The organism is Pseudomonas sp. RC4D1 (assembly GCF_018390395.1).
Taxonomy (GTDB): domain Bacteria; phylum Pseudomonadota; class Gammaproteobacteria; order Pseudomonadales; family Pseudomonadaceae; genus Aquipseudomonas; species Aquipseudomonas danubii.
This window is the reverse complement of record NZ_JAHBAW010000001.1, coordinates 632,059-644,865: the sequence shown is the minus strand read 5'-3', so window position 1 is coordinate 644,865 and position 12,807 is coordinate 632,059. Positions and strand designations below refer to the sequence as shown.

At 63.4% G+C, this 12,807-nt stretch carries 10 protein-coding genes and 1 pseudogene; 4 read left to right on the top strand and 7 right to left on the bottom strand.

The window, feature by feature from the left end:
• Nucleotides 1-22 precede the first annotated feature (22 nt).
• Together KHO49_RS03000 and KHO49_RS02995 are read right to left on the bottom strand one after the other, a co-directional pair.
• Nucleotides 23-277, bottom strand: coding sequence for a hypothetical protein (locus tag KHO49_RS03000; protein WP_011058771.1), 255 nt, complete (start codon nucleotides 275-277; stop codon nucleotides 23-25).
• A gap of 32 nt (nucleotides 278-309) precedes the next feature.
• Complete coding sequence (locus tag KHO49_RS02995; RefSeq protein WP_102882110.1) at nucleotides 310-555, bottom strand: hypothetical protein; 246 nt, start codon at nucleotides 553-555, stop codon at nucleotides 310-312.
• A 3-nt stretch (nucleotides 556-558) separates the two neighbouring features.
• Here KHO49_RS02995 and KHO49_RS31420 point away from each other — a divergent pair.
• The 4 genes and pseudogenes from KHO49_RS31420 to KHO49_RS02980 all read left to right on the top strand — a co-directional run.
• Nucleotides 559-1,593, top strand: a pseudogene (locus KHO49_RS31420) (HAMP domain-containing protein); the annotation flags it as partial.
• 93 nt (nucleotides 1,594-1,686) lie between these two features.
• Complete coding sequence (locus tag KHO49_RS31415; RefSeq protein ID WP_371826192.1) at nucleotides 1,687-2,451, top strand: methyl-accepting chemotaxis protein; 765 nt, start codon at nucleotides 1,687-1,689, stop codon at nucleotides 2,449-2,451.
• Between the two features lie 168 nt (nucleotides 2,452-2,619).
• Entirely contained in the window at nucleotides 2,620-2,892 is a 273-nt protein-coding gene (locus KHO49_RS02985; RefSeq protein ID WP_102882112.1) for a type II toxin-antitoxin system Phd/YefM family antitoxin, read from the top strand.
• The gene (locus KHO49_RS02980; protein ID WP_102882113.1) at nucleotides 2,889-3,221 is read left to right on the top strand and encodes a type II toxin-antitoxin system RelE/ParE family toxin; all 333 of its coding nucleotides are present in this window, start codon (nucleotides 2,889-2,891) and stop codon (nucleotides 3,219-3,221) included. The genes KHO49_RS02985 and KHO49_RS02980 overlap by 4 nt, the downstream gene beginning before the upstream one ends.
• Before the next feature lie 13 nt (nucleotides 3,222-3,234).
• On the opposite strand, the gene KHO49_RS02975 is transcribed toward KHO49_RS02980, so the two are convergent.
• The 5 genes from KHO49_RS02975 to KHO49_RS02955 all read right to left on the bottom strand — a co-directional run bounded on the left by KHO49_RS02975 (nucleotide 3,235) and on the right by KHO49_RS02955 (nucleotide 12,734).
• On the bottom strand, nucleotides 3,235-3,837 hold the full coding sequence (locus tag KHO49_RS02975; protein WP_213664593.1) for a DUF924 family protein: 603 nt from the start codon (nucleotides 3,835-3,837) through the stop codon (nucleotides 3,235-3,237).
• Nucleotides 3,838-3,840: 3 nt separating this feature from the next.
• A complete protein-coding gene (locus tag KHO49_RS02970; protein ID WP_102862754.1) occupies nucleotides 3,841-4,851 on the bottom strand; it encodes a class 1 fructose-bisphosphatase in 1,011 nt (336 codons plus the stop codon).
• 175 nt (nucleotides 4,852-5,026) lie between these two features.
• Nucleotides 5,027-6,406 (bottom strand): DUF3999 domain-containing protein, encoded by a 1,380-nt coding sequence (locus KHO49_RS02965; protein WP_213664592.1) that lies wholly within the window; start codon nucleotides 6,404-6,406, stop codon nucleotides 5,027-5,029.
• Nucleotides 6,403-10,044 carry a DUF2339 domain-containing protein gene (locus KHO49_RS02960; RefSeq protein ID WP_213664591.1) on the bottom strand — a complete coding sequence of 1,214 codons (3,642 nt, stop codon included), beginning with the start codon at nucleotides 10,042-10,044 and terminating at the stop codon, nucleotides 6,403-6,405. The genes KHO49_RS02965 and KHO49_RS02960 overlap by 4 nt, the downstream gene beginning before the upstream one ends.
• A 239-nt stretch (nucleotides 10,045-10,283) precedes the next feature.
• Entirely contained in the window at nucleotides 10,284-12,734 is a 2,451-nt protein-coding gene (locus KHO49_RS02955; RefSeq protein WP_102882117.1) for a glycogen/starch/alpha-glucan phosphorylase, read from the bottom strand.
• Nucleotides 12,735-12,807: the final 73 nt, after the last annotated feature.

Here is a 12,807-nt window from a genome sequence, read left to right as displayed (position 1 = left end):
GTGGGCCCGAAGCCCCGGTTTTTTACTTCAGGCCTTGCCCGGAAAACATCAGAACCTTGTCACCGGCATACTGCACGCTGATAAAGCTGTTCTTGTCGCCCCAGGTGCAGCTGGACATGCCCAGCGCGCCCGAACAGTCAGTCGGCTTGCCCAGGAGTTGTTCAACCTCGGCCTTGGGCATGCCCGCCGAGAGCTTGGAATAGTTTTCCTGATTGACCTTGCTGCACGCAGCCAGCAGCACGCAGAACGACAACAGAGCGAGAGAACGCAGGGACATGGTGAACTCCTGGACGAAAGGGGGAAGGCCTGTCAGCCAACCAGAAGCTTAGAAGAGAAAACCCCCTTCTGGTTCCCCGCTCGGCCGGGTATTTCTTGCCCGGTGCTCCGGGCATTTTCCCGGTAAATCAAACACCTTTTCGCCTTGCCCTGCTGTTCGTCGGTTTTTCTCCACGAGGCCTCATCTTCAGTAATAGCCAGTCGACATAACTGCAGCGCAAAGCCCTCCACTGTGGCAAATTGACGCCCCTCGTTGACCAGCCCATCGCGGTAGTTCACTTAATGACCAGCAATATGAAATTCAGCCACAAGATCCTGCTTGCCGCCGCCCTTGTGGTGGCCGTCGCGTTCGCCTGTTTTATTCTGTTCAATGACTACCGACAGCGTGAGGCCCTGCGCAGCAGCACCGAGTCCACCATGCAGGAACTGGGCAGCCTGACCACCAGCAATATCCAGACCTGGCTGGAAAGCCGCATCCAGCTCCTGCAGTCTCTGGCCCAGCAGATCGCCGTGGATGGCAACGGCGCCGAGAGCCTGAAACGCAGCGTCGGCCTGCCCGCCTATACCAGCAACTTCCAGCTCAGCTACTTCGGCGGCCAGGACGGCGTGATGTTTTCGGTGCCGGCCGGCAATCGCGCCGCCGACTACGACCCCCGCGCCCGCGGCTGGTACAAGGCGGCCACCGGCGCGCAACGGACCATCGTCACCGAACCCTACATCGCCGCTTCATCCGGCAAACTGGTGATCACCGTGGCCACCCCGGTGCAGCATCAGAACCAGATGATCGGCGTGGCCGGCGCCGATATTGACCTGTCGAGCATCAGCGCCATCATCAACTCGCTGAACTTCGGCGGTCATGGCCAGGCCTTCATCGTCAGCGCCGACGGCAAGATCCTCATCCACCCCGACAGCAAACTGGTGCTCAAGAGCCTCGCCGAAGCCTATCCCGCGGGTGCCCCGAGCATCAGCCCCGGCCTGAAAGAAGTGCAGCTGAACGGCAAGACCCAGTTCATCTCCTTCACCCACGTCAACGGCGTGCCCTCGGCCGACTGGTACGTGGCCCTGGTCCTGGACAAGGACACCGCCTTTGCCGTGCTCAGTGAATTTCGCACCTCGGCGATCATCGCCATGCTGATCGCGGTGGTGATCATCATCAGCCTGCTGGGCATGCTGATCCGCATCCTGATGCAACCGCTGCACGTGATGGGCCGGGCCATGCACGACATCGCCGAAGGCGAAGGCGACCTGACCAAACGCCTGGTGATCCATGGCCACGACGAATTCGGCACCCTGGGGGTGTCGTTCAACCGTTTCGTCGAACGCATCCACAGTTCGATCCGCGAAGTGTCCTCGGCCACCGGCCAGGTCAACGAAGTGGCCCTGCGCGTAGTCGCCGCCTCCAACTCGTCGATGTTCAACTCCGACCAACAGGCTTCGCGCACCAGCAGCGTGGCCGCGGCCATCAACCAACTGGGCGCCGCCGCCCAGGAAATCGCCCAGAACGCCGCCCTCGCCTCGCAGCACTCCAGCGAGGCCCGCAGCCTGGCGCAAGACGGCCAGCAAGTGGTGGATCAGACCATCGCCGCCATGCATCAGCTGTCGGCAAAGATCAGCAGCTCCTGCGACAACATCGAGACCCTCAACAGCAACACGGTGAACATCGGGCAGATCCTCGAAGTCATCACCAGCATTTCTCAGCAGACCAACCTGCTGGCCCTCAACGCCGCCATCGAAGCGGCTCGCGCCGGTGAGGCCGGACGCGGTTTCGCGGTGGTAGCGGACGAGGTGCGTAACCTCGCCCACCGCACCCAGGATTCGGCGCAGCAAGTGCAGAAAATGATCGAGGAGCTGCAAGTGGGCGCCCGTGAAGCGGTGGGCACCATGACCGAGAGTCAGCGTGAGAGCGAAAGCAGCGTCGGCATCGCCAACCAGGCCGGCGAACGCCTGGGCAGCGTGACCCAGCGCATCGGCGAAATCGACGGCATGAACCAGTCGGTGGCCACCGCCACCGAGGAGCAGACCGCGGTGGTGGAATCGATCAACGTCGACATCACCGAAATCAACACCCTGAATCAGGAAGGGGTGGAAAACCTGCAAGCCACCCTGCGCGCCTGCGCCGACCTGGAACAACAGGCCAAGCGCCTGCAGCACCTGGTGGGCAGCTTCCGTATCTGAGGAGCAGCTTCGCCGGCAAGCCGCCTCCTACCAGTATTCGTAGGAACCGGCTTGCCGGTGAAATCATTCGATTGCGGACATTCGGCAATACAGTCGCTGGTCTGCACGCCCCCAACAGAACTGGATTAAGACTAAACTCAGGCCTGCCTTTACAGTCGAGCCCGCCCCATGAAGCTTTCATCCCAGATCAAGCCCATCAGTTACCTGAAAAGCCACACCGCCGAGATCGTCAAGCAACTGACGGAAAGCCGCGAGCCTCTGGTTATTACCCAGAATGGCGAAGCCAAGCTGGTGGTTATGGATGTACAGAGCTTTGAGGAACAGGAAGCGACCCTGGCCATGTTGAAACTTCTGGCCTTGGGCAACCGGGAGATTGAAGCCGGTCAGTTCCGTGATGCAGAGCAGGTGTTTGCCGACCTGGAGCGGGACGACCTGCAATGAGATTCAAGGTGGTCATTCTGCATTCGGCAGAACGCGACCTGAAAGAGCTCAGACAATACCTGATCAGTCGATTCTCTCCCCAAGCCTGGCACAGCACCTTCCAGCACTTGAAATCCACCGTGGCTCAACTGGCGACCTCGCCCTACGCTGGCGTGGTACCTGACGAAATTCAGCAGCTCAATCTGCGCCACTATCGTCAGGTACTTTGCGGTATGAACCGGGTGATCTACGAAGTGCGGGAGAACACCGTCTTTATCCACATCATTGCCGATACACGCAAAGACCTGCCGTCATTGCTGATGAAGCGCCTATTGCGAGCGGGCAAGTAATGCTTGCCGGCCGTCAGAAACGCGAACCAGGCTCGCGCAGGAAAGCCAGCTCCTCGGCAGTGGACTCACGACCGAGGATGGCGTTGCGATGGGGAAAGCGCCCGAAGCGGGCAATGATTTTCTGGTGCCGTTCGGCGTAGTCCAGCTGATCAGCAAACACCGGGCGATCTTCCTCCGGTTGTTCGTCGTGCAGGGCAGCAAAGCGGGAAACCCCTTCGTTCTGCACCGCCAGGTGCTCGCAATGCTCGAACACCAGGTAGATGAAGCTGCGTTGCATGGCCGGCAAGCGCCGGTCGAGGTCCGCGGCAATGCCTTGCGCCACCAGTGCCTGGGCACGGGTATCGCCGGAGAACGCCTTGGGCGTATCGCGATAGATCATCCGCGGCAACTGATCGAGCAACAGCACCAGGGCCAGCCAACCTTGGGGACTTTGCGTCCACTCGGTCAATCCGCCAGCCAGAGCCTGCTCCACCAGACCACCAAAGCGCTGGCACGCTTCGAGGTCCTGGCTGTCGCGTTTGCCAAACCACAGCCTGCCCTTGGCAGCGACCACCTCTGCCGGCTTTTCGGCTGAACCGAACCACCAATCAAGCAGAGGCTGCCAGGACTGGGCCATGTCTTATTCCTTGTGGTAGCCCGTCACACGAGCCACTTCTTCCTTGGAACCAAGGAATACGGCAACACGCTGGTGCAGGCCTTCAGGCTGAATGTCGAGGATGCGCTGGCGACCGTCGGTAGAAGAACCGCCAGCCTGTTCGATGAGGAAGGACATCGGATTGGCTTCGTACATCAGCCGCAGTTTGCCCGGCTTCTCCGGCTCGCGGCTGTCGCGTGGGTACATGAACAAGCCGCCACGGGTCAGGATACGGTGCACGTCGGCGACCATGGCCGCGACCCAGCGCATGTTGTAGTTCTTTTTCAGTGGCCCGGTGTCGCCGGCCAGCAGCTCACTCACGTAGCGCTTGACCGGGGCTTCCCAATGACGCTCGTTGGACATGTTGATGGCGAATTCCTGGGTGGATTCCGGGATCTTGATGTCTTCGTGGGTCAGCACGAAGCTGCCCATTTCACGGTCCAGGGTGAAGCCCTTGACGCCATGACCCAGGGTCAGGATCAGCATGGTCTGCGGGCCGTAGATGGCGTAACCGGCAGCAACCTGCTGGGTGCCCGGCTGCAGGAAGGCCTTTTCGTTCAAGGCTTCGTTCTGGCTCAGGTACTCATTCGGGCAACGCAGCACCGAGAAGATGGTGCCAACAGGCGCGTTGATATCGATGTTCGACGAACCGTCCAGCGGGTCGAATACCAGCAGGTAGGCGCCTTTCGGGTATTTGCCCGGGATCTGGTAGGCATTGTCCATTTCCTCGGACGCCATGCCGGCCAGGTGACCGCCCCATTCGTTGGCTTCCAGGAGGATCTCGTTGGAGATCACGTCGAGCTTCTTCTGCACTTCGCCCTGCACGTTTTCCGTGCCCATGCTGCCCAGAACACCACCCAGGGCGCCTTTGGACACAGCGTGGCTGATCTCCTTGCAAGCACGCGCCACCACTTCGATCAGGAAGCGCAGATCGGCAGGAGTGTTGTTGCTGCGGGTCTGCTCAATCAAATAGCGACTCAGGGTAACGCGGGACATGGAAGGCTCCGGAGGAATGGGGGGACTAAAAACCCGCGCAGTTTAACGCGAGTCGGGGCGCATTTCCTCCTCTCAGACAGGGAACCGGCAGATAGAGTTCAGGCACCGGTTTCAGCGTAGCCACAAAACCCCAGGCATGACTGGCCACAGCGCCCTCTGCCATCCCCGCAACCGCTCAGGATTTGACCGCCGGCTTGCGCAGCAGACTGAAGGCCATGCCGGCCAATGCCAGTACCCCCAGGAGCAGCACCGCCCACAGGCCGATTTTTTTCCAGTCAGGCCCGCTGGCCACGGCGACGTCCGGCGACGTCGCAGTGGACGTCGTCAGTTGCGCCGCGCCCTCGACCTTGGCCTGGCCCAGTTCCTTGAGACGCTGCGGACTGTAGTCAGGAATCAGGGTGGCCAACGGCAGGTTGGCCGCTGTTGCGGTCGGGTTGCCCAGTGCCAGGGTATAGGGCCCGGCGCCACGAGCCAGGAACACCAGTTGCGTGCCGCGCACGGCAAATTGCAGGGTCGGCGCCTCGGCGCCCAGGCCGCCGCCACGCTCATCCACTGTCAATTTGAGCTGCTGCACGGTCTGCCCCGGCAATTGCAGTTCGTTCTGCTGCACGTCCTGGCCGTTCTGGGTCAGGCGGTACAGCAGGCCATTGCTCAGGGGCTGCCAGGGCAGGCTGCTCTCACGGCGTCCGTACAATGTTGCGGGCGCCAGGCTATTGGCCTGTTTGAGCTCGACCCGCACGCGCTCGACATTCAGCCCCTTGGGCAACTGCCAACTGTACTCACCGGCCTTGGCGGCCGTGCCGCCCAGCGGTTGCGACCACAGCAGCGGCGACGGCAGGCTGCTGGTGGTGCTGCTCTGCAACTGCGCGGAAGTGAGCACCGGCGCCGCCTGCGGGGTGTTCCACAGCAAGCGCAGGTAACGTGCCGACTGCCCGGGCAAAGCCACCTCATGCTGCTCGACCCGCTCGTCGGCAAACGACAGCCGTGCCACCTGGCCTTCTCCCCAGGATTGCCAGTGCTGCAGATCGTCACTGGCCTCGATGCTGAAACGCTGGAAACCGTCGCGCTCACTGGTCCAGTCCAGCACCAGTTGTTGCAGCGGCGCCTTGATGGCGCTGGCATCCAGCAACCAGCCTCGCAGGACTTCTTCACCCGCCTCCAACTCAGTGGCCGGCTGCACTTCCACCAGCGTGCCATTGGCGTTGGACTGCACCCGCACACTGGGGATGCTGTCGCCAGCTTGCGCCGAGTTGTACAGCGGGAACCACTTCACATCAGCAAGGCTGCGCTGCTCGCGAGTCTGCGCCTGCTGACGGGCCACGGCATAGGCCTGGGGCTCGCCGGCAGCGTTGAACACGCGCATATCCCGCAGATCGGTCTGGCTGGCCTGGAGCTGCACGGCGAGCGGCAGCTCCAGGCGGTACCAGGGGCCTTCGCCGCTCAGGGTCAAGGGCACCTGGGACTTGAAGTCCCCGGGCTTGTCCTGGGCCACGGCGGACAGTGCCACACACAGGCCCGCAGCCCCCCACCAGCCCAGGTTCAACTTCTGACTCAAGACGACACTCCTTCATTCAAGGGCTTGCCGGCTTCAGGCTCGGCCTCGACCCGCTTGGGCGGCAAGGGGGCGAAATACCCCACCACCAGCAACAACACACCAACCCCGATGAAAGAGACGATCCGCGCCAGCCCGCCACGGTTGCTCAACTCCACCAGGAACAGCTTGGCCACCACCACCGCGATCAACGCCGCGCCGATCAGCCAGACTTCGCGGCGATGGCGCACATGCCCGCCAATCATCAAGCCCAGGGCAATCAGGGTCCAGACGATGGACAGCCCGGCCTGGACCATCATCGACTCAAGCAACGCATCCGCCTGGAACGGCACACCGCTCCAATGATGAGCCGCGCGCATGACCAGCACGGTGAAGAAGGCGAACAGGGAAACCCCCGCCACCAACTGGGCGCCGCGCTCGGCGTAATCGCTCCGAAGCGCCAGCACCTGCACCGCACTGTGGGACCACACATAGACCCCGAACAGGGCAAACAGCAGCCCCAGCTCCAGGGGATTGAGCAGCGGCAAGTAAGGCAACGGCTCGGCACGGCCGTCGCTGAAGGTATTGGCCAGCCAGAACCAGCCCAGCATCAACACCGCCAGGGGCAGCGCGGCATACAGGCGGTACTCCCTGGAATGCGCGGCAACCGGCCACGGCCAATGGCGCGGCGTGGCCATGGCCACCAGGTACAGGCTCGGCAGGATCGCCCAGCCCAGCCAGCGCCAGGCGTTGTACTGCTCGGACAACAGCAGCAAGGCGTAGCGCAGTTCCAGCGCCAACACCCCCAGCAGCAGCCAGCAACCCAGCACATGGGCGATGCTCAGGACCCGCGTCGGCAGCCATGCCGCCAGGCGCCGCAGACTGAAGAAGTGCACGGCGAACAGCAGGGTCCAGGCCAGCCAGCCCAGATCCGCCGCCGGGTGATAACGCGGTGCCCAAGCCGCCAGCAGCACCAGGGCGCCCGCCGGTATCAGCAGGCTGCACACCAGCCCCAGGGACTTCCACTGCAGGCGCACCGTCAGCAGCGCACAGAGCAGCACGCTGGCGGCGGTGATCAGCAGCAACAGGCTCGCCTGCCAATGGGCCGGGGCGAAGCGCAGTACCTCCTTGAGCCAGGTAAAGGCCCACCAGCAAGCCCCCCAGGCCAACAACAGGTCGGACAGGCGCCCCAGGCTCAAGGCATCGAACGCCGAGCCATGATGGCCCCGCTGCAAGCGCCAGGCCCCTACCAGCGCCGCCAGGGCCAGGACCATCGGCGTCCAGAAGTCGCCATTGGCCAGGGGCCGCGCAGCGTCCGCCACCGCCACGAAATACCAGTCCGAACCGGCCAGCAGGAAGGTGCTGCCGCCAATCACCTGGAGCACCAGGCCAAAGACAAAACTGGCCCGCTGCTGCAAGTACAGGCTGAGCCAGATGATCAACAGCCCGCTGGCGGCCCAGACCCCACTGGCGGTACGCCAAGGCAGCACAAACAGCACCGCCAGGTTGATCATCATCAAGCCCGCCAGCAGCACCACCGACAGCCCCCGCAACAAGCGCGGGTCGTTGCGCACCATGTCATTGCGGGCGGCCAGGAGCATGCCGCCAATCAGCGCCAGCCCAATCAGCGAGGCGCTCATCAGGCCGCTCCAGCCGGCGCTGAAGACCGCGCTGGCGTCGCCGTCCGCCCCTTGCAGGCGCATCAGGAACAAGGCCCCGCCGAGCAACTGGACGCCAAATGCCGTGAACAGGAAGGCCCGCGATTGCAGGCGCAGGCCGACCCACAAGGTCACCAGCCCGGCCAGGGCCCAACTGATGGCCGTGCCCTGGGTGAAGAAGAACAAGGGCGCCAGCAGATACAGGAAACCCAGCCCAAGCACCCCCAAGAGCGGCGCAATGCCCTGCTCCCAGGTCGAAGGCAAGGACTTATCGGCCCGTCGCAGTTGGTCGAAGCTGAACAGCAACGCGCCACCGAGCAGCAATGCCCCCAAAGGCGCACCGGCCAGCAGGCTGGTGTTCCCGGGACTCAATTCGCTGAGGAAAGCCAGGGCCGAGCCCACCTGCAACAGCAAGGCGAAGGCCCGGGCCAATGGCCGCTGCTGACGCAGGCCGAGCCAGAAGATCCCCGCGCCCTCCACGGCCCAGGCCGCGGACGTCCAGCGCGCATCCAGACCCAACGGAATGGCCAGGCTGGCGAAAATCCCCCCCAGAGCCAGGCAGGTTTCCCCCAGCAACAGGGCGCGACCGCCCATCAGCACCCGCGCCAGGACCATGTAGATCAAGCCCAGGGCCAGGGCACTGAAAGACGCCGCGAACTCCAGATGCCGGACCAGCGCCAGTTGCAAGCCGAAAGCCACCAACGGCGGGCCGAAGAGCAGGCTGCCATCGACGTAGTCACCCTTGCGTGCGGACCAGTGCAGCAGCGCCTGACGATCGGCGTCCGCCGGAGCATCGGTCATTTCCAGCAGCTTGCGCCGGGTAAACAGCAGGCCAATGGCCAGGTACATGAGGAAGAACAGGATCAGGAACGGCTCGGTACTCCACAGCAGCTCCGGGGCATAGGAACGCAGGCCCCAGGCGAAACCGATGCCGAACGTGCCGACAAAGCCGATCAGGTTCAGCAGGCGCCAGGCCTTGAACCAGGCAATGCCGAGGATGCCGGCATTGAGCAGGGCGAAGTAGCTGAACAGCGCCACATGGCTGCCGGCGCCGGTGGACGTCAGGATGGGCGCGGCAAAACCGCCCAGGGCGGCGGCCGCCGCCAGACCCAGGGCATCCTGGGTAATGGCCAGGATCGCCGAAAACACGGTCACGGCCACCAGCAGGCCCAAAGCCGCAGAAGGGTCGAGCAACGGATGCAGACGCATGGCCGCGAACACCGTCAGGTAGAGCACGGCGATGCCGGTGCCCTGGAGCATCAGCGCGTAGTTGCTGTTGCGTCGCCGCAGCCACCAACCCAGCCCCAAGAGGCCCAGGGAGCTGGCCGCCACTCCGGCATAACGCAATTCGATGGGCACCACCATGCCTTCGGTGGCATAGCGCAGGAGGAAGGCCAGGCCGAGGAACAACAGCACCACGCCGACCCGCAGCACGGTGTTGCCGCCAAACAGCCAGTTGCGTGCACCGCTGATGGCGCGTTCGATCAGGTTCGGTTGCAGGTCGACAGGGGCGGCAGCTGGCTGTGGCTCCCGGGACGACACCTGGGGCCCGGGTTGCCAGACCGACTCCGGCAGCGGCTGGCTGGCTTGGATTGCCGCGGCAGGACGCACCGCAGCGGGCAGTTCCCAGACCAGCTCGGGGGCAGCCGGCTCCACAGGCTGGACTTCATCAAGAATGAATTCAGGCAGGTCTTCGCGTTCCGCCGCGGCGCTCGTGCCTGCGCGAGCCTCGGCAAGCGGGGCATTGACCAGGGGGTCGGCCGCAGGTTCGGCGGCGGGGCTAGCGTTGCTTTCCAACAGCGCAAGACGCTGGCCCAGGGTGGCCAGGGCCTTTTTCGCCTGTTCCAGCTCGCGGTGCTGGTCGACAACCTGGCGATGCAGGGCGCCGAAGCGAATGGCCAGGCCGACAGCCAGGCCCAGCAGGGCACCGATCAGGGCATCACTGATGGACTCATCAACGATCCACCCCAGCACCAACCCCAACAGCATGAACATCCATTGCATGTGTCGATATCCCTAAGCGGTCCACTAAAGGACAGGTACAGCTGTGTTGACGCGTTCACCGGCAAGCCGGCCCCTACGGAGATTGTAGGCGCCGGCTTGCCGGCGAAGGTCTGTCCCCGATTGGAAGCCGAGCGTGGCCCGAAAGACACCATCCGGGAGATAAAATCGGCGCTCAGTATATCGACCCGACCCAACAAACGTTGGGCCTTATGCACAGTTTGAGAATTCTCCCAAACGCCTCACTCCAGCGCCTTCCAGATCTGCGTGGCGTATTCACGGATGGTCCGGTCCGAGGAAAACCAGCCCATGCGCGCCGTGTTGAGCACCGCCGAACGCCACCATTCCTTGGCGTCGTGCCAACGCTCCTCGACCCGAGCCTGGGCACTCCAGTAGGCATCGAAATCGGCGCAGACCAGGAACCGGTCGTAGTCGATCAGCGAATCGATCAGCCCGGTGTAACGCGACGGATCATCCGGGGAGAACACCCCGCCACGAATCGCCTGCAGCACATCGCTGAGCCGATGGGAGGCGGCGATATCCGGCACCGCGCTGAATTCGCCATTGCGCTTGCGCGCCTCCACCTGCTGGGCGCTGAGACCGAAGATGAACATGTGTTCGGCGCCCACCTGCTCGCACATTTCGACGTTGGCACCATCCAGGGTGCCGATGGTCAGGGCGCCGTTGAGGCCGAACTTCATGTTGCTGGTGCCCGAAGCCTCGAAGCCGGCGGTGGAGATCTGCTCCGACAGGTCGGCGGCGGGAATGATGCTTTCCGCCAGGCTGACGTTGTAGTTGGGCAGGAACACCACTTTGAGCAAGCCACGTACAGTCGGGTCGCTGTTCACCGTACGGGCGATGTCGTTGGTCAGTTTGATGATCAGCTTGGCCTGGTGATAACTGGCGGCCGCCTTGCCGGCAAAGATCTTCACCCGGGGCACCCAATCGGTTTCCGGCTCGGCGCGGATCGCCTGGTACAGCGCCACGGTATGCAGCAGGTTGAGCAACTGGCGCTTGTACTCGTGAATACGCTTGACCTGCACATCAAACAGCGCCGCCGGGTTGACCGCGATGCCCAGGCGCTCATGGATGATCGCCGCCAAAGCACGCTTGCTGTGCAGCCGCTGTTCGGCGAACTGCTTGCGAAAGGCGGCTTTCTCGGCGAAGGGTTCCAGCCCCAGTAGCAGCGCCTCGGGATTGTCCAGCAGCTCGGGGCCCAGGACGTCCACCAGCATTTCGGTCAGTTGCGGGTTGGCCTGATACAGCCAGCGGCGGAAGGTGATGCCGTTGGTCTTGTTGTTGATCCGCTCCGGGTACAGCTTGTGCAGCTCGGAGAACACCGTGCTGCGCATCAGCTGGGTATGCAGGCCGGACACACCATTGACGCTGTGGGAGCCGAGGAACGCCAGGTTGCCCATGCGCACCCGGCGACCGTTGTCTTCCTCGATCAGCGACACCGCCCGCAGCACGTCGAAATCGTGCATGCCCTTGGCCCGCAACGAGTCGATGTGCTGGGCGTTGATCAAATAGATGATCTGCATGTGCCGCGGCAGCATGCGCTCCATCAGGCCCACCGGCCATGTTTCCAGGGCCTCGGGCAACAGGGTGTGGTTGGTGTAGGACAGGGTTTGCACGGTGACCTGCCACGCCGCATCCCAGGCGATGCCGTGCAGGTCCACCAATTGGCGCATCAGCTCGGCCACGGCGATCGACGGGTGGGTGTCATTGAGCTGGATGGCCGCGTGCTCGCCGAGGCTGAGCACCGAGTCGTGCATGTTCTTGTGGCGCCGCAGCAAATCCTGCAACGACGCCGAGACGAAAAAGTACTCCTGGCGCAGACGCAGTTCCTGGCCCGCCTCGGTGCTGTCGGCCGGGTACAGCACCCGGGAGATGCTCTCGGCCCGGGCCACTTCCGCCACCGCCCCCAGGTGGTCACCGGCGTTGAAACGCTCCAGGTGCAAATCCTCCATGGCCCTGGCCCGCCACAGACGCAAGGTGTTGACGCTGGCCCCACGCCAGCCCACCACTGGGGTGTCATAGGCCACCGCCCTGACGGTTTCCACCGGCCGCCAGACCTGGCGAATGTTGCCCGCTTCGTCGGTCACGCTGTCGACGCTGCCGCCAAAGCCGATGGAGTAGATCACCTCGGGGCGCTCGAACTCCCAGGGGTTGCCGAAATCCAGCCAGTGTTCGGTCTGCTCCTGCTGCCAGCCGTCGACAATCGCCTGGCGGAACAGGCCGTGCTCGTAACGGATACCGTAGCCGTGACCGGCCAGGCCCAGGGTCGACATGCTCTCCATGAAACACGCCGCCAGGCGCCCCAAGCCACCATTGCCCAGTGCCGCATCGGGCTCCAGCAGGCGGATGCGTTCCAGGTCCACCCCCAGATCGGTGAGGGCCTCGCGGGCCACGTCCAGCAGACCAAGATTGCTCAGGCTGTCAAACAGCAAGCGACCGATCAGGAACTCCAGGGACAGGTAATACACCCGCTTCTGACCCTTGCGGTACATCTGTCGCGTGTGATCCATCCAGTGATCGACCATATGGTCCCGCGCCGCCAGGGCAATGGCCTCGAACCAGTCGTGGTCGAAGGCGTGATCCGGGTCTTTGCCAACCGCGTAGGTGAGTTTGGTCAAGACGGCTTCGCGAAAGGCGGCCACCTCAGCGTCACGAACAAGGGATTCCTGAGTCATCGATACGACCTCTGACGAGATACACAGTGAGCATGGAATGGTCTGAGCCTAGTCGGTCTGACACGGAGCGAAG